Genomic DNA, 24,497 nt, shown 5'->3' with positions numbered 1-24,497 from the left:
GTTACTTCTCTCCTATGTCTGTTTTGGGCTTACGGCCCTTGAAATCAACCACTGGCGCAAGCCGCGCCTCTCTTAATTCGTCTAAGGTAAAACCCAAAGCCTGCAGCGGCACGGGTGGCCGTTTTTTGCTAACACGGGCACCTGGCTTGGGTTCGGGCGCATCGGACCAAACAATTTGCCAGCCCTCGCCGGCTTCTGCCTTTTCCAAGGTGCCTCTGAATTTTTTGCGCAAGGCATTGACCAAACCTGCAGCAGCCTCTCCCATGGGGGCTTTCAGGGTGATGTCAATGAGCTCGCCTTCAAACCTGGCTAAGTCTCTGTCGTTTTTGAGCGGGCGATCAATGCCTGGCGAAGAGACTTCGAGACGGCGGTATTCAACGCCATCCACTTCCAAAGCAAACATCAATTGGCGATTGACCTTTTCACAGTCTTCGACTGTGACAAACGGAATTTCAAACCGGTCTACGCCTTCTTGCCAAGGGTTGTCGATGGTGATGCGCAGCAAACCACCGGCAGAGCGTTCAATCTCTACCAGTTCATAGCCCAAACCGGCCACGGTTTCTTCAACTATCTGCTGCAATGCCACTTAAAACAAGTCTTTTAAAAAAGGTTAAACATCAATGTTGATGTCGATTCATGATGGGTAAAAACCCTGCTTAAACCCAATATCACTTATCGATCGACCAAAAAAAACGGGCGGTGAAAACCCGCCCGTTTGGTCGTGAAGACCGCATTCTAATCCATAAATACTTGATTTGGAAAGGATTTGTTGGAAAAAAGCGGCAATTTAGACCAGTGCCTGATTCAGTTTGGGTACCGCAGAAAGCAGTGTTTTTGTGTAGGGATCTTGCGGATTGTTCAAAATTTGAGAAGCATCTCCCATTTCGACAATTTCGCCAGCATGCATCACGGCCACCCGGTCGGCCAAATAAGCCACCACCCCTATGTTGTGGGTCACAAACAGGTAACTGACGCCCAAGGAGTCCTGAAGTTCCCTTAAAAGATTCAATATCTGGGCCTGAACCGACACATCCAAAGCCGAAGTAGGCTCGTCGCACACAATCAAACTTGGCTTGACGGCCAAAGCACGCGCAATGGCAATGCGTTGCCGTTGACCGCCGGAAAATTCATGGGGGTAGCGATCGAGGGCGTCGGCTCTGAGGCCAACCTGGTCCATCAGCACCTTCAAGTCAGCGCGTCTTTGGTCTGCAGACCATTCTGGGTGAAGGCTTTTCATGCCCTCCTCCAAAATTTCTAGAACACGCATACGGGGGTTCAAAGAACCAAAGGGATTTTGAAAAATAATTTGCAACTGGCGGCGTGATTCTTGAAGTGCCTGACCCCTCAAACCAAACAAATCTTGGCCATGCAAAAAGGCTTGCCCCGATATTTGAGTTTGTGGTGTGAGCAACTGCAACAGCGCTTTGCCAATGGTGGTTTTGCCACAACCAGACTCGCCCACCAAGGCCAAAGTCTGGCCTTTATGGATGTCAAAGCTGACCTTTTTAACAGCCGAAAAAGTCTTTTTAGCGCCCAAGAAACTGCCACCCATTGAATAGGTCACAGACAAATCTTTGACAGACAACAGCGCCGAATGGTCAGTTGACAAGGCTTTTGCACGATCCAATAGAGGAGGCAAATTGGCTGATTGGAGTGCTAGTTCATTGACTCGAACGCAGCGCACATGGTGTGCATCAGACAATGGCGTCATACCAACCGCTTTGTCTTTGCAACCATCGGTTTGGTACGGACAGCGCGGCGCAAATCGGCAGCCTTTAAAGGCTTGGGTTAATGGCGGTACGGTCCCTTGAATGGCCGCCAATTGCCTGCCGCGCAAATCTTCGCCGGGCAATGCCTGAAGCAACAACTTGGCATAAGGATGTGAAGGACGAACAAAAAAATCAGCAGCTGTGGCCACTTCTACAATTTGACCGGCATACATCAAGGCCACCTGATCGGCCATGCCGCTCACCACAGCCAAGTCATGCGTAATTAAAAGCATGGCCATGCCACGTTCTTGTTGCAGGCTTTTGAGCAAATCCAAAATTTGGGCCTGGATGGTCACATCCAAAGCCGTGGTGGGTTCGTCAGCAATCAGCAGATCAGGCTCGGCTGCCAAAGCGATGGCAATCATCACCCGTTGCAATTGACCACCCGACATTTCAAAGGGATAGCTGCCCATGCGGCGTTCTGGTTCGGGCAATCCAACCTTTGTTAGCCACTCTACTGCGCGTGCGTGAGCTGCTGGGCCTTGTAACGAGGTGTGTTGAAAGATCACTTCCAAAATTTGGTCACCCACCGTCATGACAGGATTCAAACTGGTGGAAGGTTCTTGAAAAATGATGGAGATCCGTCGCCCGCGAATGCTGCGCATTTGGTTTTCGCTGAGCTGAAAAACATCCACATCGCTCAGTTGTACCTGTCCGCTTTGAATCACAGCGTTGTCAGGTAGCAGTCGAAGCAATGACAAAGCGGTCATGGACTTGCCACAGCCAGACTCACCGACCAAGGCAAAGGTTTGGCCTTTTTCGATTGTGAGATTCAGTGCGTCTACCGCGCGGGCCATGCCCACTTCAGTTTGCAAATCGACGACCAGGTTTTTGACATTCAATTGCTGTGTCATGCGGCCACCTTCGCTGCAGGCTCGGTTGAATGGCTATTTGAAATGCTTGAACTTCGAAGTCGGGTTCTAGGGTCAAAGGCATCGCGCACTGCGTCGGCCAACAAATTGGCGCTGAGCACAATCAGAAACATAAAACCAAATGCCGTGGTCAATGTCCACCATACCAAAGGCGTAGCGGCCAACTCAGCACGTGCGGTGTTAATCATGACGCCAAAACTGGCAGTTTTAGGATCGACGCCCACCCCCACATAAGACAACACAGCTTCTGCTAAAACGAAGCTTGAAAACTGCATCACCGAATTGATCAAGACCAAGTGCATCAAGTTGGGAACAATATGCCGCCACAAAACTCGTGGCGTTGAAACGCCAAATGCTTTTGCAGATTGAATGTATTCGAGCTCACGTAACTTCAATGTCTCACCTCGAACCAATCGACACAATCCTGTGAAGGAGGTGATGCCCAAAATGAGGCAGAGGAAAAACAGTCGTGCATCGGCCCGTTCCAACGCGGTTTCAAAAACACCTTGGTTTTTATCAATAAAAACCTGCAACAGCAAAACCGAAGCTGCAATCAAGAGCACATCAGGAATAGAAGCCAACAAGGTGTAAAGGTATTGAATGGCTTCATCTACCCAACCCCGCAAGTACCCCGCCGTGACACCCAGCAGCAAAGCCAAAGGCATGACCACCAAAGTTGTTAAGCCGCCTATCACCAAAGCAGTTCGAACACTTTTTAAAGCAAAGACCAAAACAGAATTGCCTGTACGGTCTGTGCCAAAGACATGGTAAGCCTGCGACAACATGACAACCCAAGTGATGGCCAGAGTCATTAGTGCAAAGGTCAAGGCCATTGAGCGCCAAGGCCAGATGGTGCGGCCTGATTTAAATTTGGTCCACACCACAGACAAAGATTGTTGGGTTGAAAGGCTGGCATAGACAACGCCCAACATCAAACTAAGCACTACGATCAATGTGCCCAAACCCAGTGCTGCCATGCTTCTTTGTGCCAAATCGGATGACAGTTCCTTGGCCGGATCGGTTAAGTGCTTGCCGCCGAAACGCAATCTTGGATAGTCGCGAACCGTCTGACCATCGCGCACAAAAGTTTCTTTCTTAAAGGCCACAGCGGCCAAGGGTTCTGAATAACTTCGCTCCACAGCAGCGGACAAAGGCTGAAGCACTTTGTCCAAAACAGAGGTGGCTTCAGGCGAATACTGAACCTCTTTACCAGCTTCAGTAGGCAGTGCCGTTCTGAAGTGAATCGAATCGGCCAAAGCCAACAACAAGAAAAATCCGAGCACCATGCTGCTCACCATGGCCACTGGACGGCGCATGGCCAAGCCCCAATTGGCGCGCAAATTACGATCTGAACGCACTTGCCACATGTACCAAAGCACAAACAACAAAATAGCGTAGACAAATAAGTCGGTAAGTAAAAAGACGGGTTGCATGATGGACTTACTGCAGGCGAATGCGAGGGTCAGCTAAGGTGTAGCTGATGTCGGTCAAAATTAAGCCAACGATGTACAAGAAAGAACCAATGAAAACCATGGCTCTGACAATGGCAAAGTCTTGCCCCGAAATAGCTTCAATCAAATACGTGCCTAAACCAGGAATGGCAAAAAATGATTCCGATATGAGGCTGCCCATAAACAACAAGGGAATGACGGCAACAGAAGCGCTCAAAATAGGAATGAGCGCATTGCGCAGCACATGTCCCAAAAGTACACGCGCTTCAGACAGGCCTTTGGATCGCGCCGTTCGAACATAGTCCTTGCCAATCTCTTCCATGAACAAGGTTCGGTTAAACCGCACTTCGCCGCCTAGCCTGGCCAAAATGCCAACGCCCACAGGCAGCACCAAAAATCGCCAGGCATCAAGGCCAGAGGCATAACCCGAAACGGGCATGAGCTGCAAAACACGAGAAAAAATGTACTGTCCAATCACAATGAAAAAGAGTGAGGAAATGGACATGAACACCACACACAAAACCGTTCCCCAAAAGTCCAAGTAGGTGCCTCTGAAAAATGCCAGACCCAGGGCCAACACAACGGAGATGCCTAAGCCCACCACAAAGGTGGGCAATGCCAGCGCCAGAGAGGGGCCGGCACGACGCACAATTTCGGAGGCGATGTCTCGGCCGCTGTCGGCGGGGCCAAAATCAAAAGCAAACATGCGCAGCGAGCTGTCTAAGAAAATCGTATTGGTCAATTGCGCCATACCCGATTCAGCGTCATTGAAAAACAAGGGCCTGTCGTAGCCTCGCTCGGCCTTCCATTTATCAATGGCTTCTGAGGTCACTCGTTTGCCACCCAGTTGCATGCGCGCCATGTCATCGGGTGTGTTGACTTTAAAAAACAAAACAAAGGTCAGCAGATTGATGCCAACCAAAATGGCAAAGCCGTACAGCAATTTACGTGATAAAAATTGAATCATTTCAGTGCCCTTTAAGATTGCGCTGAAGTTTGTACAGCTTGCTGCTGTTGGCGTCTTCGCCAAGCTTGCCATGCGGGCCAAGCCACGCCCAGCAGCATCAGTGGCAACAGGAACAATGGCCACCAAATGCCTTGGTTCCATTCGCGTATTTTTTCCACTCTGAGCTTTGGATCTATTCTTAAATAAGGCAGGCCATCACGGATGATGTTGGAGGGTTTGCCGTTGTAGACCCATTGATGGAATGCGCCGCCAAATTCTTCTGACCAACCATTAAGCAGCGGCATATCGTCTTGGGTAATTTCAATCATCTTGCCAATCATTTTTTCACGCTCAGGTGAGTCGTCTAGATCTTTCATCTGATCGAACAATTGGTCAAAGGCTGGATTGATGTAATTGCTAGAGTTTTCGCCGTCCGTTTTAACCTTTGAATTGGGACCGTAAAGCAAAAACAGCAAGTTTTCTGGATCTGGATAGTCTGCAAGCCAGCCCCAGAAAAAGAATTGCGCAGAACCTTTGCGCATCTTGTCTTGAAAGCGGTTGTAGTCGGTGTTTCTAATTTCGACTTCGATGTTGAGTTTTGCAAACTGCTTGGCCACCCAATCCATTCGGGCTTTGTAGCCTGGCCCGACGCCCTGCGCGTCATAATTAATGACCAATGGCCGGCCCGTTTTAACATCGCGGCCGTTGGGATAACCCGCTTCAGCCAATAGTTTTTTGGCTTCTGAGATGTTCCGTCTTTTGTATTCTCCGTTGGCCAATTTTTCATAGATCACCGGATTGGGCGTTGACAGCCTATTGCCAAAAAGACCTTGAACCACAGCGCTGTGATTGACCTTGGCACGATCTTCTTCAAAGATGGAAACGTATTCTTCAAAATCAAATGCAATGGCCAAAGCATGTCGCAATTTTTTGTTTCGAATGCGATCTTCAGGCGTTTTGCCTTGCCCCACCACAGGATCTAACCAATTGAAACCATAGTGCCAAAATCCAACTTGAATGGTGCTGGGCAATTTAATTTGTCGATCGACCAAATCTTTGGCCCGACCCGTGCCATCTTGAATGGCCACTTGATAGCCAATGCCCGGCTCACCTCGCTCTAACTGCGGAATGTCGTAATAGCCTTGAATAAATTTTGTGGCAATAGAGCTCTGCTCTCTGTCGATGATAGAAATGAATTTATCGACGAAGGGGGTTGGCTTGCCACAGTCGTCTAGCAGCCCCTTCTCTTTGTCGCCCGCCTCGCCTTCACAAGGATATGGCACACCTCGGTAATTGGGGTTGCGCACCATTTCCATTTTGGAATTGGGCACGAATTCGGTCAACATGTAGGGGCCTGTGCCCACAGGCCATGTGTCTGCAGTCAGATTGCGTCGTGCCATGCCATCTTGAGAATAGAACGCATCGACTTCCCAGGGAATGGGTGAAAAGAAAGTCATGGCCAACCAGTATTTAAACTGCGGGTACTTGCCAACCACCCTAATTTTTAAGGTGTACTTGTCGACAACTTCAACACCCGAAAGCGCATGCTGCCTAAAGTCTAGCCAAGGCAAGTGGCCAAAGGGGCCCACTTCTTTGGCAGTTTTACCCTGCTTCAATGTTTCATTGACCGCCTTCATCTTTTGACCGTAATCGGCCAAACCCACAATTTTTTCGGCAAGAAATCCAAACGAAGGCGATTTGATGCGGGGAGTAGCAATTCGCTTGATGCCGTAAGCGTAGTCTGCAGCCTCAAGCTCGCGAGTTCCCATGTGTTCAAAATCATAAGGTCTGCGTTTGCCTTCAATGTCTGAGTCTTTCAGGTTGTGATACCTCAATTGACCCTCTGGTGATTTTGCAAATGCGGGGTGCGGCTGATACAAAATGCCGGGTTGAATTTTGAGTTCAAACACACTTTCAGCAATTTGATCTGCGGGTGTTTGGACCGGCAACTCACGCCCATCTTTGCTGAGGTACTGAACGGTTGGCATTTGAGCCAAGGTGCGTGACTCTAATTCGTAGGGACGCTTTAAGTAGTGGTATCTAAGTGGTGGCTCATAGACAGCGTAGGTCCATGGCGTTTCGTTGTTGCTGTAGGACGATGTTGAATCTAAGTATTTAGGAGTTTCGAGGTAGGAGCTGAAAAGTACGTTTTGGTTTAAGAGGTCTTTGGCGACAGGTTGATTTGTGATGACATCGTTCCGAAGGAAAGTAAAACCGACAAACAGAAAAGCGATAAAAAGAATCAACGCTCCTAAATATTGACTATTTTTTAAAAAATTGGACTGCATTTTTAAATTCGGAGTGTCAAAAGAAAAAAGACCGCCGAAGCGGTCTTGGTAATTCTAAAATTAATTTTAGAACTCGTACCTTGTCGTAAATCGAACTGATCTAGGAGTTTGGAATGAGGTTGGCAAACCATAGTTCAAGCTCACGCGTCCAGCAGATCCGACTGTGGTAGTCCCACGGCTGTAATCGTTAATTTCATTGAGTTCGGTTGCTGTTTGAGTATTCAGGAGGTTAAAGATACCCACTTGGAATGTCAAAGTATTGGTATTGATTTTTTTGGTGTAGGCCGCTTGCAAATCAATAGTATGTGTCCAAGGAGTTCTACCTTGATCACCGCGTTGACCCAAAACGGTTGTGCCGGTTGAATCTAAGTAGTAATAGGTTGATGCAGAGGTGTAAAGCGCTGCGTCACCAGGGGTATCACTAGGCACAAAACCGATGCGGCTGAGTGGGCGGCCAGAAGTTGAGTTCAGGTTGACACCAACTTTGATGTTTTCGTTCACAGCGAAAACACCAAAAAGTTTAACTTGATGTCTTCTGTCGTTAGGCAGATAACCCTTAGCGCCGTGAGTAAAGGTACCAAAGTCAAAGTCTTGACTCACGCCAGCATCTTCTTGGTCAATGGTTGAGTTGACATAGCCTTCAGCAGTGCCCTTGCTCTTGCCAAATGTATAAGAAGCTGAACCGCCCCATTTGCCATCGAATGCTTTGTTAAGCGTAAATTCAATGGCATTGTAAGTACGCGTGTACTGGGTCAGGCCAGTAGCAGCTGCAGGAATAGTCACAGGCTTTAAGACGCCATCGTCGTTAACATCCATCATCAATGTGACATCTTTGCCTGGATTGACCAATTGGCAGGACGCCATTGTATGGTAGTCGAAATTGGGGAAACCATTGTCATTAGCCCAATGGCCCACAGTTGGGGGATCGCACCAGTCGTCCATACCGTTGAGAATCTTACGCTTCGTCAACTTTGTACCAAATGTCCAACCTTTTGCAATAGCCTTTTGGAAACCCAAAATGAACTCGTCTTGGGACATAGGCTGTAGGTTTGTATCTGCAATGGTTGCAGGCAGCGCTAAAGAGCCGTCTGCAATGAGGTTTGTTTTACCAATTGGGACAAGGTTAAGCGGTTTTGCGGTAACCGGGTCATTTCCTGTGTAGGTGTAATAAGACTCAGTGTAAGACTCGCCGCGGGTAGCTCGAATGTTTGTGTTTGAGGCAACAGGAATAAAGTAACGACCTGCGTTAGCGTAAACTTTAAACGAGGAGTCTCCATTGACGTCCCATGATGCACCCAGTCTTGGCGCCAACAAATTGTCTCTTTTGACGAAGCTTTCTCCATCGCCATTTTTGTTGTTAAAGGATTCCCAACGCAATCCACCATACAAGAAGACGTCTTTTTGGACTCTCCAGCTGTCTTCAATGTACTTAGCGCTATTTTCTACAGAGTAGACGCCGCTGGTAGCGTTTCTTTCTCTCAGGCGGGTGTAGAGCGTTCCGGATGGTACGGCCACACCATTCACAGTGCCTGATGATAAGAAGTCGCGGAAATATTGTCCGCCACTGAAAGATGAACCACCTGCTTCAGCTGACTTAAATGTTTGGTTGTCAATACCAAAACGAACGGTGTGTTTACCAATGACGTAATCAACATCGAATCGGAACGAATCGCGTTTATCGTAATCAGTTGGCGGGGCATTGGGGTCTCGGCCAGGCAAGCCTGGGAATGGCTCATTCCAGCAACCGGCATATGTGGCACCAGGCAAAACATAAACTGTTGGGCACGCAGCACCCGCTGTTCTAGCGCCTGTTGTCAATGGCTGTTGATAATTCACTTGACCTGCCAATGCAGAAACAGTCAAGTTGTCAGTTAAGTAAGAAGACCACTTAGCAATGGTGACATCGCCACCCGATGTTTGCTGGCTGATTTTTGCCGTGCCATCGTGCGTTGTGCTGTAGGGTGCGTTGTTGGTGTAATCCGCAATTGAATAAGATTTTTTGTTATTAATTGCCGTTAACTCAAGTCGGTTTTGATCGTTAGGCAGGAAGTCAATCTTGACCATGCCATTGGGCTTAGTCGTCTTGGTCTGAGTACTTTGGGAATTGCCAAATGTGTCAGTTGTATTGTTTACACCTTCAGCAAGGGCAAAGATATAAAGTTTGTCCTTGATGATAGGACCGCCAATGTAGGCATTTGTACTGAGTGAATCTCTTTTGTTGGCTTGTTGAAACAGCCAGTAAGTTGAACCAGCGGCTTCTGGCTCGTTATCTTTGATGTTTTTACCCTTCGATTGGAGCGCAGATGGTGCCCAGTAAACAGAAGTTCCGCCTTTCCACTCGTTGGTACCTTTTTTGGTGGAGAGGCTCACTACGCCACCCAGTGAACGTCCGTATTCAGCACCGTAGCCGCCAGTTTTAATTTGTTGCTCGCCAATGGCATCGAAAGGCAAATTGGCATACGAAAGGAAGTTGCGAATGTTGGTAACGTCAAAACCATTGATGTAATAACCGTTTTCAGCCACTGATGCGCCGCCAAAAGAGGGAATGCCACCAGCGCCAAGACCCGCATCGCCTTTGACAACGCCTGGTGCCAACAAAGCAACAGAATTGACATCACGGGCAACTGGCAATTCTCTAATTTGTTCCTGAGTAAAAACAGTGTTTGATTCGACGCTTCGAACGTCAATGATGGAACGACCACGGCTTGATGTCACTTCAACAGATTCAACCTGTCCAGCCAATAAAACTTGAGTGCCAGAACCAATTGACACGGCCACTTCGCGAACCACACCTGCAGATTCAATTTTGTAGCGACCTGGGGGCAATTTGGAAAGGGCAAAATTACCAGCAGCATCAGATTTGATGGTTCTAGCAGCGCCACCATCCAAGTTGGTAATGGTCACTGGCGCATCTGCTTTGGCTTGTCCAAAAATGGAGCCTTCAGAGCTTTGGGCAATGGCGATCGAGGAGATCAGCAAGCCAACGGCCATAGACAAAGAATTTCGAACCAATCTTGAAGTTTTGGTTTGACCGTTTTTAGCAACTAACTGCTGAACCATTTTGATACTCCTGTTAAAACACATAAAAGTGAAGCAATTATGACGAGAGTTATCAAAAATGTCATTTCAAAATTTAAGGATATTCCCTTACAAAATTACATTTTGTTGCGTGAACAATACATGTCCTGGCCGTTATGGATGATGCCTATTGACAATCTTGAATTACGATAAAAACTTTAAAAACGAAAAAGTCGCGAAGCGTTTCTGTCACTCAGCGGTAAAACCACCCATCACCTGACTGAAGCCGCCGTCCACATAGACAATCTCAGCAGAAATACCTGATGCCAGCGGGCTCATTAAGAAAGAAGCAGCGTTGCCAACATCATCAATCGTCACATTGCGCCTGATGGGCGCAGTTGTTTCGACCACATTCAGTATTTTTCCAAATCCTTTGATGCCACTTGCCGCCAAAGTTTTGATGGGGCCCGCACTGATGCCGTTGACTCGGATTCCCTTCGGACCTAAAGAGTCAGCCAAGTAGCGTACAGAAGCCTCTAAAGATGCCTTCGCCAAACCCATGGTGTTGTAGCTTGGAACAACACGCAGCGCGCCCAGATACGTCAAGGTCAACAGGGCGGCATCATGGTTCAAATAAGGAAGTGCGGCCTTGGCCATTGCAGGAAAACTGTAGGCACTGATGTCGTGAGCAATTTTGAAGGACTCACGGCTCAATCCATCTAAGAAATCACCGGCAATGGCTTCTCTGGGCGCAAAACCAATGCTGTGAACAAAGCCATCAAACTTTGGCCAATGTACAGACAGGTCTTGAAACATTTTCTCAATCTGCTGATCGTCACCCACGTCGCAATCAAAAATCAAATTGGAATTGAACTCTGCAGCGAACTCAGTAATTCTGTCTTTAAAACGCTCACCGACATAACTGAACGCTAGTTCTGCACCTTGGGCATGACACGCTTTGGCGATGCCATAAGCAATAGAACGGTTTGACAACAAACCGGTTAACAGAATTTTTTTACCCGTCAGAAAGCTCATAATAATTTCTCAAAAAATAAAACAGACTTCAATTGAATCAACGAACGGCAACGCAATCCGCAAAATACCGCTTCACGCCATCAGCGCCCTTCTCCTCCACCAAGCCATGAATGTCGGTCTCAAAGCCTGGGCACTGCAAGTTGAATTCTCTTGAAAACTTCAAGTAATCCACAATCTTTTTGTTAAACACTTCGCCGGGCACCAGCAAAGGAATGCCAGGGGGATAAGGGGTCACCAAACCAACCGTAATGCGCCCTTCGAGTTCATCGATGGCAACGCGCTCAGTTTTACGCCGCGCAATTTGCGCATAGGCATCTGCAGGGGTCATCGCAGGCGTTAAATCAGACAGATACATTTCAGTGGTCAAACGTGCGATGTCATATTTGGCATACAAGGTATGAATATGCTGGCACAAGTCACGCAAGCCCATGCGCTCATATTTGGGCTGCTTTTGGCAGAACTCCGGCATGATGCGCCACATGGGTTGGTTGCGGTCGTAGTCGTCTTTGAATTGCTGCAAGGCCGTTAGCAAAGAATTCCAGCGGCCTTTGGTAATGCCAATGGTGAACATGATGAAGAAGCTGTACAGGCCCGTCTTCTCAACCACCACGCCGTGCTCAGTCAAGAACTTGGTCAACACAGACGCAGGAATACCTGTCTTGTCAAACTTGCCATCCAAATTCAAACCAGGTGTGACGATGGTGGCCTTGATGGGGTCCAGCATGTTGAAGCCATCAGCCATTTGACCAAAGCCGTGCCACTTGCTGCCCTTCTTGCGGGAATCGCTGCGAATGATCCAGTCTTCGGCGCGGCCAATGCCTTCGTCTACCAAGTTCTCGGGACCCCAAACTTTGAACCACCAATCTTTGCCGTACTCGTCGTCCACTTTGCGCATGGCGCGGCGGAAGTCTAAGGCTTCGGCAATGCTTTCTTCCACCAATGCGGTGCCACCCGGTGGCTCCATCATGGCGGCAGCCACGTCGCAGCTGGCAATGATGCTGTACTGTGGGCTGGTGCTGGTGTGCATTAAGTAGGCCTCGTTAAACAAGTGCCTGTCGAGTTTGGTGTTTTGCGAGTCTTGAATCAGCACATGGCTCGCTTGGCTGATACCGGCCAACAATTTGTGAATGGACTGAGTGGCGTACACCACAGAGTTTTTGGGGCGTGGACGCTTTTTGCCCATGGCGTGATAGGTGCCATAGAAAGGATGGAAGGCCGCGTGCGGCAACCATGCTTCGTCGAAGTGCAAGTTTTCAACATAACCATCCAACATGCCTTTGATGGTTTCGGTGTTGTACAGCACGCCATCGTAAGTAGACTGCGTCAGAGTCATGACGCGTGGCTTCACCTTCTTGGCATCCACACCCTTGAGCAGCGGATTGGCTTTGATTTTGGCTTGAATGTTGGCTACTTCAAACTCGCTTTGGGGGATGGGGCCAATAATGCCGTAGTGATTGCGTGTGGGCTTTAAGAAAACAGGAATAGCACCCGTCATGATGATGGCGTGCAGAATAGATTTGTGGCAATTGCGGTCCACTACCACCACATCGCCAGGGGCTACGGTGTGGTGCCACACCATCTTGTTGGAAGTGCTGGTGCCGTTGGTCACAAAGAAGCAATGATCGGCATTGAAGATGCGCGCTGCATTGCGTTCGCTCTCGCCAATGGCGCCGTTGTGGTCTAAGAGTTGGCCCAACTCTTCTACCGCGTTGCAGACGTCTGCACGCAGCATGTTTTCACCATAAAACTGGTGGTACATCTGACCCACAGGACTCTTTAAGAACGCAACGCCGCCTGAGTGACCAGGACAGTGCCATGAGTAAGAACCGTCTTCAGCATAGTCAAGCAGTGCCTTGAAGAATGGCGGCTGCACACCTTCTAAGTAACTCTTGGCTTCGCGAATGATGTGGCGCGACACAAACTCAGGCGTGTCTTCAAACATGTGAATGAAGCCATGCAATTCACGCAAGATGTCGTTGGGAATATGGCGAGATGTTTTGGTTTCGCCATAAATATAAATAGGCACATCTGCATTTTTGCGTCGCACTTCTTCAATGAAAGCACGCAAACTCAACACAGCAGGATCGAGGTCTGGGCCTGGTGTGAACTCTTCATCGTCAATCGACAAAATGAACGCGCTGGCGCGAGACTGCTGCTGCGCAAACTGTGAGAGGTCGCCATAACTGGTAACCCCCAGCACTTCAAAGCCCTCGGTTTCGATGGCTTGCGCTAAGGCGCGAATGCCTAAGCCAGAAGTGTTTTCAGAGCGGTAATCTTCGTCAATGATGACAATGGGAAAACGAAATTTCATGAGGCCAGCCTTGGGTCTGAGAAAAAATTAGCAAGGTCAAAGTGTAATGAATATTCATGACATTCTGATCAAACTCAGTCAAGATTATGGTCCTCGAATGCTATACTAGCCGGCTCGGAGCGGTGGATGAGTGGTTTAAGTCGCACGCCTGGAAAGCGTGTGTGGGTTAATAGCCCACCGCGGGTTCGAATCCCGCCTGCTCCGCCAATATCAAACCCCGCTAGAACACCATTTAGCGGGGTTTTCTCATTCGGCGCACTGAGTTTTGGACAAATCATCTGAATGAACATTCTGGACAACCCCCTGTTTCAAATTCCCGGCTACCGGCGAATGTGGTTCTCCATTTTGTTCAGCAACTTAGGTGGCCAAATTACCATGCTGGCCCTGCCGCTCACTGCGGTGTTTTTGCTAGATGCCACCCCCACCCAAATGGGCTTTTTAACAGCCATGGAAATCGTGCCATTTGTGTTGCTGTCTTTACCGGGTGGAGTTCTCATCGATCGGATGCGCAAACTGCCCCTCTACATTGCCGGTGAAATTTTCATGGGGTTGACCCTGCTGACCATTCCTGCTGCATGGGCCTTAGGTTGGTTGAACATGCCCCTCATGTATGCCGTCAGCTTTGCCTTGGGCACCGTCTACACCATTGCTGGCTCGGCCTCCCAAATTGTGTTGACGCAGTTGGTAGGCCGAGACAAATTGGTCCAGGCCTATTCTCAAAACGCCATTGCAGGCTCCATGGCTGAAGTGTTGGGGCCAGGGCTTGCTGGCATCTTAATTCGCGTGTTTGGCGCTCCCCTGGCCTTGGTCATGGACGCTTTGTTACTGATTGGCTCGGTGGTGATGCTCAAAGGCATTCACATTCATGAAGTGGTTCCCCCTAGGTCAACTTGGAAAGACAGGTCCTTCAAAGATGACTTGCTCAAGGGGCTAGCCTTTGTTAAATCCCAAAAAATGTTGCTTGAAATGGCTGCCATTGTGGGCGCTTGGCAGTTCTTTGCGCAATTGGCACTGTCGGTTCAAATCATATTTGCGGTCAAAGATTTAGGCCTGGATGAAACCTTGGTCTCCATGAGTTTTGTGGCTTTGGGTATTGGCTCTGTGCTTGGCGGCATGGCCGGCCCAAAGCTGTCCCACAAAATGGGTCCCGGCCCAGCTTTGATTCTAGGTATTGGCATCACCTCGCTTGGATGGATTGGCTTGCTGCTTTTAGAAGGCATGCTGCCCAGCATCGCCTTGTTCTCTTGGATGCTCATTTGCTTTAGCTGGGGCGCAACGCTTTTGTTCGTCAACTTTTTATCTTTGCGTCAGTCATTCACGCCCACAGACTTGCTTGGCCGCATGACCACCACCATGCGTTGGCTAATTTTGCTTCCGGCAGGACCAGGTGCTATTTTGGGTGGGTGGATGGCAGAGCACTGGGGCATGCGCAGCTCATTGGCAGCCGCAGGGGTTGGCACACTGCTGGTTGCTTTTGTGGCCTATGCGCGCCCCTACCTCAAGTCGCTTAAAACTTTGCCTGAACTCAAGGGCTAAGCGTCAAAGCTTCAAAGTCTTTACCAAGGCTAAAAATTTACAGCGCAATAGCCTCAGGCATTTTGGGCACTGCAGCCAGCAAAGTTTGGGTGTAGGTATGTTGGGGTTTGGCATAGATGTCTGCAGCATTGCCCTGCTCTACCACTTGACCTTTGTTCATCACCAACAAAGTGTCTGACATATAGCGCACCACTTCCAAGTCGTGCGAAATGAACAAATAACTCAGACCCAATTCTTTTTGCAAATCCTTGAGCAAGTTCAACACTTGTGCCTGAACAGACACGTCAAGGGCAGAGACCGCTTCGTCTAACACCACCACTTCGGGCGACAAACTCAAAGAACGTGCTATGGCAATTCGCTGGCGTTGACCGCCCGAAAACTCAAACGGATAACGTTTCAGTGCTGAAGCTGGCATGCCTACTTTATCGAGCAAAGCCAAGGAACGTTTTTCCCAATCGGCATGACCAGAACCGATGCCGTGCAGCATCATGGGTTCGCTCAAAATTTCTCCCACCGTGAATCTTGGATTGAGAGACGCATAAGGATTTTGAAACACAATTTGCAAACGACGTTTGTAAGCTGCAAATTGGGAATTGGTCATTTCAAGCAGATTCTTGCCATCAAACAAGACCTTGCCTGCCGTGGCTTCGTGAAGTTTGAGCAAACACAGACCCACAGTGGTTTTACCCGAGCCAGACTCGCCCACCAGACCCACAGTTTGGCCGCGCATCAATTTAAAGCTGACGTTTTCAACGGCCACAAAGTCGTCACTCTTGAACCAGCCACCAGAACGCTTGAACATTTTGCGAAGGCCTTGAACTTCTAGCAATGGCTGTTGGCCAGTTGCCTCCGAAGTAGCGCTTGCGTTTTGCATGGCCGCAATATCAGTGGCAACTTCAGACGCATTATCTGTAGCAGAAACATTCTGAGTCTCGGTGGTTTCTGAATTGGCGTTCATCCAATCATCGATGGTCAGCAATCGCTTGCCCTGACGGTCAGGACTGGGACGGCAACTGAGCAAGGCCTTGGTGTAAGGGTCTTGCGGATTGGCAAACAAGGTGCGAACGGGGCCTGCCTCACGCACTGTGCCTTTGCGCATCACCACAGCATGGTCAGCCACTTCACTGACCAAACCCAAATCGTGCGTGATGAACAACATGGCCATGCGCCTGCGTTCACGCAGCTCAGCGAGCAACATCAAAATTTGACGCTGCACCGTGACATCTAGAGCGGTGGTGGGTTCATCTGCAATAAGCAACTCTGGCTCGCAAGCCAAGGCCATGGCAATCATGACACGTTGCTGCTGTCCGCCAGACAGTTCGTGGGGGTAAGCGTTGACCCTGCGTTGGGGCTCTGGAATACCGACTTCGGCCAGCAAGTCACAGGCTCTGGCTTTGGCCTCCTTGTGACTGATATTTTTGTGAATTCTGAGCATTTCAGCCAACTGATAACCCACGGTGTAAACCGGGTTCAAGGAGGTCATGGGATCTTGAAAGATCATGGCAATGCGCGAACCACGAATGAGTTGCCAATCGGCTCTGGACAAATTCAGCAATGAGCGATTGTCGTATTCGATGCGGGAATGCAAACCAACTTTGGCGTTTTGCGGTGGCAACAAGCCCATGATGGCCAAGGCACTGACCGACTTGCCACTGCCCGACTCGCCCACCAAGGCCACCGTGCGCTCACGTGGAATCACAAATGAAACACTTTCAACAGCGCGCACTGGGGCTTTTGAAGCGCTGATGAAATCGACAGTCAGGTTTTTAACTTCCAACAGATTGTCAGAAATTTGAGCCAAGGGTGGAGGTGTTCTGCGCGATGCCATAGGTTCGGTACGTAAAGTGGTTGTAGTGCGTCTTTAGTGAATCACTTTGGGATCCAATGCATCACGCAAAGAATCGGTCAGTAAAGACAACGCGGTTACAAAAATAGACATGGCCACAGTCGCTGACAACAATTGCCACCACTTGCCCACCAATAAATCGTTTTGCGCTTCGGTCAGCATGGTGCCCCAAGAAACGCCGTCCACAGGTACGCCAAAGCCCAAGAACGAAAGGATCACTTCCGCTTTGATACAAGCCACTGTGAGCAAGGAAAACTGCACCAAAATAACGTGGCTCACATTGGGCAAGATGTGAACGAACATGCGGCGGTTGTTGGATGCGCCAATGGCATCTGCGGCACGCACATAGTCACGGTTGCGGTGCTTCATGTACTCACCGCGAATCAATCGATATGTCGCCGTCCAACCCGTGGTTCCCAAAATTAATACAACCGCCATGGTTCCTTTGGTATTGAGTACTGCGGCAATGGCCAAAATAAGCAAGATGCTCGGTATCGAGTGAAAGACGTTGTAGAGCCAATTGCTCAAGTCATCGACCACCCCGCCATACCAGCCTGAAACCGCGCCCAATGCAGCGCCAATTAGGGTGGCCATCAAAGCCGCAGCCAAGCCAACCAAGATACTGGTTTCGGCACCCTTGATGGTTTTAGCCCAAATGTCACGGCCCCATTTGTCGGCACCCATGGGCAAATGGGTGGCCAAGGCATTGACTTGATCGCCTGAGGGCTTCACGGCTTTTTGAGCCAATTCCCACTGGGCTGCAATGGGGTCGACCACATCTGAAGGCGTGGGCTCATACAAGACCACAGGGGCAGCGGCTTCGGAACCGTCTGCGTTTTGTGTCTCTCCCTTGGCCCAAGATGGCGGCGCATTGCTGATGGCAACTTCTTTTTCCCAATCGGACGCCAGAGAACCAAACAAGGTTGTGAGTACCAAAGCCAAACTCAAAATGACGGTGATGGCACTCCAAACACCAACAGAGTCTGATTTGAAACGTCGCCAAGCCAGCGCCCATGCGCCTTCGCTGACTGCTTGCGGTAATTGAATGCTTGTGCTGTTCATAGGTCAATCATGGAATTTGTTGTTGGCGCATTGATCTGAAGCATGGCTTAACGCAATTGCACACGGGGGTCAGTAAGGCGGTAAAGCACATCACCAATCAAATTGAAGATCATGGTGGCAATGGCCACATACACCGTAACGGCCTTGATCACCGGAAAATCGCTTCGTTCGACGGCCAAAATAATTTCTCGGCCCACGCCTGGTATGCCAAAGAACCTTTCCAACAGAAAGGCCCCCAAAAGCAAAGTAGGAATGTGTGAAATCACAAAGGTGATGACCGGAATGAGCGCATTGCGAAGCACATGAATAAACATCACGCGCGGCTCGGACAAACCCTTGGCCCTGGCTGTGCGCACATAGTCTTGGTCAATTTCGTCCAGAACAAAGCTTCTGAACAAACGCGTGTTGGGGGCAATGCTGACTAGCAAACCCAACAAAATAGGCAGTGGCGCAAAAGTGGTGAGGTTCTTCCAGAAGTCATCGCTCCACCCTTGCACAGGAAACCACCCCAGGCGATAAGCCAAAATGTTTTGACCCAGAATGATAAACACCAAAATACTGACCGACATGAGGCCTGTAAACACCACCATGGTGCCGCGATCAATAGACGAGCCACGCACCCAAGCCAAACCAACAGCCAGCGCCAAAGCAATGACCGTTTCAATGATCAGCAAGGGAACCATGAGCGTCAACGACGCGGGCAAGCGCGTAGCAAAAATACTGGCCACAGATTCACCGGTGGTCCAGCTGTTGCCAAAATTGAAGGTGGCAACCTGTTTGACAAAAATCCACAATTGAACCGCGAGGGGTTGGTCCAAACCTAACTCGGCACGGATGCTGTCGATTTGTTCTTGATTGGAAAAAAGGCCTGCCAAGACATACGCAGGGTCGCCGCCAATCCAATTGAACAAAAAGAACACCAACAAAATAACACCCGCCAAGGTGGGAATCATTTGCCAAAGGCGGCGAAGAACATAAGCACTCATGATTTACTCCCCGCCTTAAGGTTTTTGAATGTCATAGAAAATCCAGTCCCCTAGCATCAAGGGGTGCTTGCGATAGCCCTCTACATTTTGGTGGCTAAGGCGCGTTGCAATGCTGGTCGAACTTAGTCCCAAGACCCCGTTGACCTCCATGAGTCGGTACATGTTGTGCAACACTCGCGTTCTTTCGGGACCATCTGGCAGGCGCTTGAGTTGCTCAAAGTAAGCGTCGTACTCGGCATTTTCAAAACAGGCGTAGTTGTTTTGACCAATGGTTTTGGAGTACAGCAACTTCATCACAAACTCGGCTTCAGAAGAGCGTGTCCACCCCAATGACCATGAAGGAAGAGCGCATTGCTTGCCTTGTTTGAGCATCTCAGGGAACTTGTCTTTTTTGACCTTGAGCTTAATTCCCAAGCGGTCCATGGATTTTTTCCACAATTCATCACGTTCGCGATCGATGGAGGAAGTGGACGAATACATGGTGAAAACCAAAGGCTTGCCATCAGGGTGTGTGCGAAAGCCTTTGGCATCTTTCTTGTAGCCAAATTGGTCAAGCAAGGCATTGGCAGACAAGGGGCTGAACTTGACCAAGCTCTTGTAGTTGGGGTCGTGGCCCGCAATGACAGGTGAGACCATTTGTTGCGCTTTGATGGCCTGGCCTTTGCGAATCACCCGAATTTCTTCGTCAATGTCATAGCCCATGATGATGGCGCGGCGCAAAGCAATTTTTTCAGGGGTAAAGCCGCCAATGACGGGGTCTTTCATGTTGAAGAACTGATACCGAATATCGGGTTCAACGCTGCGGTACATGTTGACGCCTTGTGCCACCCATGTTTGAAGCAGGTCGTTTTTGGGCGTCAATGCTTTCTCAATGAAGGAAGGTGGAACCGCCACCACATCAATCTCTTTGCCACTGAATGCCAGCCACATGGACTGTGGTTCTTCAATGATGCTGACCTCCACTCGGCCAATTTGCGGCATCTTGCGACCCTGCATTTGGTTGGCGATGCGAAGCTCGCTGGGGTTGTTGGGGGGCGCCTCAAAATTCCAAACAAAGCCAGCATATTCAGGATTGGCTTTGAGAATAATTTTGGAGCCACGCACCCACTTTTCAAGAATGTAAGGACCTGTTCCGATGGGGTTGCCCATGACGCCTTCAAAACCGTATTTTTCAACCACCTCACGCGCCATACCAGCCGAATGTGGACTGGTCAGAAGGGTTAAAAAATTGCGATCGGGCTGATTCAGTTGAATGACCAAGGTATATCGGTCAGTGGCATAGATGCCAGGGTGCTTTTGGTCGTAATCGAATTTGCCGCTGGCCACGGCTTGCTTGCGGGACTCGGCAAAACCAAATATTTTGTCGTCCAAGTCAGACACTTGGGGGCTGCGGTTTTTGGGGTCTGCATGCCTTAGCAGTACGTACACAAAATCGTGCGCCGTGAGTTCTCTGCGGACGCCTTTGAAGGCATCATCAGGCGTGAAAAACAATCCTTTTTTAACTTTAAAGGTATATGTTTTTCCATCCTTGGAAATCTCTGGCAAGGCTTCCGCTGCATCGGGCACCAGCTTGGTAGGCATGGCCATCCAGTCGTAGCTAACAAGCGGCTGGAAGATGGCGGCATTGATGGTGTTCGAATAAAGGTCGTTAACGCGAACCGGATCAAAACCGGTTTCAGGAACAGGAAAAGCCAAACGCAAAACCTTGCTGGGGTCGGCAGGATTGGCTTTGGGGTTAGGCCCTGGATTGGCCTGCGCGTTGGATGCAAACATCAAGCTAGCGGCTAGCAGCATGACGCCCATGCCATGCAAGATGCTATTTCGGCAGAGATGGGGCATTTTGACTGTTACACAATCGACAAAATTCACAGCAGTCCTTTGCAGGCAGAAAACACCTGATAGGTGACAAAAGTTGAAGCTCTGAAGAATAATCCAAGAACCGATTTATTATTCAAAATTGTGCCTTATGGCGGGCCATTTCCAGAACATATTCTGCCTACTGAGCGTAAACCCTTAAATCATTTCAACAACTTGACCGAAAGTTAGCAAACCATGATGAACCCTCTGCTAGAAAAATGGAACACACCTTTTGAAATGCCGCCCTTCGAGCAGATTCAGTCTTCGCATTTTTCTGAGGCTTTTGATCTGGCTTTAAACCGCCATCAAGCGGAAATTGATCACATTGCCAACAGTCCTGATGCGCCCACATTTGAAAATACCTTGTTGGCCTTAGAAGGCAGTGGCGAGTTATTGAATCAAACATCAGCCGTGTTTTTCAATTTGAGCGCTTCGCACACATCCCCCGAAATTCAAGCAATTGAGCGAGTGATGGCACCTCAATTGGCTGCGCACTCTGCCGCGCTTTATCTCAATGGGCCCTTGTTTGCGCGCATTGAAAAAATTCATGCAGAACGAAACCACTTAGGTCTTGATGCAGAAAGTATTCGCTTGATAGAAAGGTACCACCTTGATTTTGTTCGTGCTGGCGCCAAGCTGAAAGATCATGACCGTGTCAGCTTTGCCGAATACACAGAAAAATTGGCCTCTCTGTTTACGACATTCTCGCAAAATGTATTGGCGGATGAAGCCTCGTTCAGTTTGATTCTGACGCAGGACGATGAACTTAAGGGCTTGCCAGAATTTGTCCTGAGCGCAGCCAAAAAAATGGCGCAAGACAGAGGCGTGACAGAAAACAATGCGCATGTGATTACCCTGTCGCGTTCATCTCTGACGCCATTCATGACATTCTCAGAACGTCGCGATCTGCGCCAAAAACTTTGGGCCGCATGGTGCCAGCGTGGCGAAAACCAAGGCGCACACAACAATGAAGCCATCATGCGAGAAATTTTGCAACTCAGGTTGGCACAAGCCAAACTGTTGGGATACAAAGATTTTTCGGAATACGCCCTGGCCGACACCATGGCCGGCAGCGCACAGGCGGCCAGAGATTTGCTCATGAAAGTTTGGGCGCCCGCCAGATTGAAAGCACTCCAAGAACGAGAAGACCTGAAACAACTTTCCGGCCTAGAGGACCTGCAAGCTTGGGACTGGCATTTCTGGACAGAACGTGTTCGCAAAGAAAAATACGACTTGAACGAAGCTGAAATCAAGCCCTATTTGCAACTGCACAAATTAATGGAGGCCATGTTCTATGTGGCTCACAAACTCTTCCATTTGAACTTCAAAGAAGTTAACAATATTTCCAAATACCACGACACCGTGACGGGTTGGGAAGTGACCGACGCCCATGGCAAACACCTGGGTTTATTTTTGAGCGATAACTTTGCCAGAAGCAGCAAACGCTCAGGCGCTTGGATGAGCACCTACCGCGACCCTATGCACTTAAAGCAATCGGTTCGACCCATTGTGGTCAACAACAACAATTTTTCACAAGGAGCCGAGGGTCAACCCACGCTTCTCAGTCTGGACGATGCACGCACTTTGTTCCATGAGTTTGGGCATGGTTTGCATGGCTTGTTGTCGCAGGTTAAGTACCCTCGCCTGTCTGGGACCAATGTGCTGCGCGATTTTGTAGAGTTTCCGTCACAGGTTTACGAGAACTGGCTCATGCAGCCGCAAATTTTGAAGCAGTTTGCCACGCATGCTCAAACTGGCGAACCCATGCCAGATGCCTTGCTCAAGCGCATCTTGGATGCGCAAACTTTCAACCAAGGATTTACCACGGTTGAATATGTGTCTTCGGCATTGGTCGATTTGGACCTGCACGAAACCACCGATTTGAACAATTTAGATTTCAAACAGTTCGAAGCCAAAACACTTCAGGCCATTCAAATGCCACCGGCCATTGGCATGCGTCACAGGCTGCCTCATTTTTCTCACCTGTTCTCTTCTAACAGCTATGCCTCTGCCTACTATGTGTACATGTGGGCCGAGGTGTTGGACGCTGATGGCTTTGATGCCTTCTTGGAATCCGGCGACTTGTTTGCACCAGAACCTGCCAGCAAACTGTACGAGCACATTTACGCTGCGGGTAACCGGCAGGATCCCATGCAAGCCTATGTGGCCTTTAGAGGCCGCGAGCCTACCGTCACGCCACTTCTCACCAAGCGCGGGCTCAATTAAACTTTTTTCAAATGCAATGACATAAAAAAACCCCGCCTTGGCGGGGTTTTCGGATGCTGGAGTGAATTAACGAACCACAGCAATTTGTTCACGCTTGCCACCCTTGAAGGTGTACAGGGTCAAAGCGCCGTTTTTGATGTCGCCTTTTTCGTCAAAGGCAATGCTGCCTGTCACACCCTTGTAGCTAATTTCTTTGAGCTTGGGCAAGTACTTGGCTGGATCGGCAGAGTCTGCGCTGACCATGGCTTGGGCCATGACTTTGACGGCATCGTAAACGTAAGGTGCATAAACCTGCACATCGGCGTTGAACTTGGTTTTGAAGTCGGCGCGGAATTTGTCCATGCCTGCTTTTTGCTCGCCTTCAACACCACCGGCTTCAGCACAATAAACGTTGTCGTCGCTCATGCCATCGGCTGCCAACTTGGCCAGTTCTGTGGTGCAGATGCCATCGCCACCCATGAACTTGGCGTTGATGCCCAATTGCTTCATCTGCTTGAGCATAGGACCTGCCACGGCGTCCATACCGCCAAAGAAAATGACGTCAGGCTTCTTGCCTTTGAGCGTGGTCAGAATGGAGTTGAAATCGGAGGCCTTGTCGGTGGTGAACTCGTGCCCCACCAAATTGCCGCCAGCGGCCTTGACCGCTTTTTCAAACTCTTCAGCAACGCCTTGGCCGTAAGCTGTGCGGTCGTCAATGACCGCAATGTTTTTGCCCTTAAGGGTTTCAACAGCGTACTTGCCCAATGTGCCGCCTAAGTGAACATCGTCGGCCACTACACGGAATGCACCGGCATAGCCTTGGCGTGTGTATTTGGGGTTGGTGGCGGAAGGTGAAATCTGGGGAATACCAGCACCGTTGTAAATTTGTGAAGCAGGAATGGTGGTACCGGAGTTGAGGTGACCAATGACGCCATTGACCTTGGCATCGACCAGTTTTTGGGCTGCAGCCGTACCTTGCTTGGGATCAGCACCGTCATCTTCTGCTAAAAGTTCAAACTTAACAGCTTTGCCGCCCAATTTGATGCCAGCGGCATTGAGTTCTTCAATGGCCATTTTGGCGCCGTTTTCATTGTCCTTGCCCAAGTGTGCAATAGCGCCGCTGGTTGGGCCAACGTGACCAATTTTGACAACCTGAACATCATCTGCCTTCTTGCCGCAGGCAACGAGGGTCAAGGCAACAGCAGCAACTGCAACTGCGGTCAGAGGGGACTTAAGGGAAGACAAATTCATTGAAAACTCCATGATAAAAAAGTTCGATCCAAAAAAAACAAACTAACAATTTAATGTAATTTAA

Annotated in this window: 15 protein-coding genes and 1 tRNA gene; 3 read left to right on the top strand and 13 right to left on the bottom strand. The window is 49.3% G+C overall.

Going from position 1 to position 24,497, the window contains the following annotated elements:
• Position 1 precedes the first annotated feature (1 nt).
• The 8 genes from rimP to AMM03_RS11685 all read right to left on the bottom strand — a co-directional run bounded on the left by rimP (position 2) and on the right by AMM03_RS11685 (position 13,690).
• On the bottom strand, positions 2-586 hold the full coding sequence (gene rimP / locus AMM03_RS11720; RefSeq protein WP_090131835.1) for a ribosome maturation factor RimP: 585 nt from the start codon (positions 584-586) through the stop codon (positions 2-4).
• 201 nt (positions 587-787) lie between these two features.
• Positions 788-2,623, bottom strand: a complete 1,836-nt coding sequence (locus AMM03_RS11715; protein WP_090131834.1) for an ABC transporter ATP-binding protein — start codon at positions 2,621-2,623, stop codon at positions 788-790.
• Positions 2,620-4,074, bottom strand: coding sequence for an ABC transporter permease (locus AMM03_RS11710; protein ID WP_090131832.1), 1,455 nt, complete (start codon positions 4,072-4,074; stop codon positions 2,620-2,622). Before AMM03_RS11710 ends, AMM03_RS11715 begins: the two co-directional genes overlap by 4 nt.
• Before the next feature lie 7 nt (positions 4,075-4,081).
• Positions 4,082-5,059 carry an ABC transporter permease gene (locus AMM03_RS11705; RefSeq protein WP_090131830.1) on the bottom strand — a complete coding sequence of 326 codons (978 nt, stop codon included), beginning with the start codon at positions 5,057-5,059 and terminating at the stop codon, positions 4,082-4,084.
• An 11-nt stretch (positions 5,060-5,070) separates the two neighbouring features.
• The gene (locus AMM03_RS11700; RefSeq protein ID WP_194942877.1) at positions 5,071-7,284 is read right to left on the bottom strand and encodes an ABC transporter substrate-binding protein; all 2,214 of its coding nucleotides are present in this window, start codon (positions 7,282-7,284) and stop codon (positions 5,071-5,073) included.
• Positions 7,285-7,392: 108 nt separating this feature from the next.
• Positions 7,393-10,386, bottom strand: coding sequence for a TonB-dependent receptor (locus tag AMM03_RS11695; RefSeq protein WP_194942876.1), 2,994 nt, complete (start codon positions 10,384-10,386; stop codon positions 7,393-7,395).
• 207 nt (positions 10,387-10,593) lie between these two features.
• Positions 10,594-11,379 (bottom strand): enoyl-ACP reductase FabI, encoded by a 786-nt coding sequence (gene fabI / locus AMM03_RS11690; RefSeq protein ID WP_090131826.1) that lies wholly within the window; start codon positions 11,377-11,379, stop codon positions 10,594-10,596.
• Positions 11,380-11,416: 37 nt separating this feature from the next.
• On the bottom strand, positions 11,417-13,690 hold the full coding sequence (locus tag AMM03_RS11685; RefSeq protein ID WP_090131824.1) for an arginine/lysine/ornithine decarboxylase: 2,274 nt from the start codon (positions 13,688-13,690) through the stop codon (positions 11,417-11,419).
• Between the two features lie 116 nt (positions 13,691-13,806).
• On the opposite strand from AMM03_RS11685, the gene AMM03_RS11680 reads away from it, so the two are divergent.
• Positions 13,807-13,897, top strand: a tRNA-Ser gene (locus AMM03_RS11680).
• Between the two features lie 75 nt (positions 13,898-13,972).
• Positions 13,973-15,226 (top strand): MFS transporter, encoded by a 1,254-nt coding sequence (locus AMM03_RS11675; protein ID WP_090131823.1) that lies wholly within the window; start codon positions 13,973-13,975, stop codon positions 15,224-15,226.
• Positions 15,227-15,263: 37 nt separating this feature from the next.
• On the opposite strand, the gene AMM03_RS11670 is transcribed toward AMM03_RS11675, so the two are convergent.
• Genes AMM03_RS11670 through AMM03_RS11655 form a run of 4 tightly spaced genes read right to left on the bottom strand, consistent with a single transcriptional unit; the run spans position 15,264 to position 20,959 of the window.
• Positions 15,264-17,054, bottom strand: a complete 1,791-nt coding sequence (locus AMM03_RS11670; RefSeq protein WP_090131821.1) for an ABC transporter ATP-binding protein — start codon at positions 17,052-17,054, stop codon at positions 15,264-15,266.
• Positions 17,055-17,087: 33 nt separating this feature from the next.
• Positions 17,088-18,134: an ABC transporter permease gene (locus tag AMM03_RS11665; RefSeq protein WP_090131820.1), complete on the bottom strand. Its 1,047-nt coding sequence runs from the start codon at positions 18,132-18,134 to the stop codon at positions 17,088-17,090.
• 47 nt (positions 18,135-18,181) lie between these two features.
• Positions 18,182-19,120 carry an ABC transporter permease gene (locus AMM03_RS11660; RefSeq protein ID WP_090131818.1) on the bottom strand — a complete coding sequence of 313 codons (939 nt, stop codon included), beginning with the start codon at positions 19,118-19,120 and terminating at the stop codon, positions 18,182-18,184.
• Positions 19,121-19,135: 15 nt separating this feature from the next.
• Positions 19,136-20,959, bottom strand: a complete 1,824-nt coding sequence (locus tag AMM03_RS11655; RefSeq protein ID WP_090131817.1) for an ABC transporter substrate-binding protein — start codon at positions 20,957-20,959, stop codon at positions 19,136-19,138.
• A 213-nt stretch (positions 20,960-21,172) separates the two neighbouring features.
• On the opposite strand from AMM03_RS11655, the gene AMM03_RS11650 reads away from it, so the two are divergent.
• A complete protein-coding gene (locus AMM03_RS11650) occupies positions 21,173-23,203 on the top strand; it encodes a M3 family metallopeptidase (RefSeq protein ID WP_090131815.1) in 2,031 nt (676 codons plus the stop codon).
• A 66-nt stretch (positions 23,204-23,269) separates the two neighbouring features.
• Here AMM03_RS11650 and AMM03_RS11645 read toward each other — a convergent pair whose 3' ends face one another.
• Positions 23,270-24,433: a branched-chain amino acid ABC transporter substrate-binding protein gene (locus AMM03_RS11645; RefSeq protein WP_090132111.1), complete on the bottom strand. Its 1,164-nt coding sequence runs from the start codon at positions 24,431-24,433 to the stop codon at positions 23,270-23,272.
• Between the last annotated feature and the right edge of the window lie 64 nt (positions 24,434-24,497).

Origin of the sequence: Limnohabitans sp. Rim11, from assembly GCF_001269365.1 — a bacterium.
Lineage (GTDB): Bacteria > Pseudomonadota > Gammaproteobacteria > Burkholderiales > Burkholderiaceae_C > Limnohabitans_A.
The sequence above is the reverse complement of the archived record's forward strand: the minus strand, read 5'-3'. Positions and strand labels throughout refer to the sequence as shown.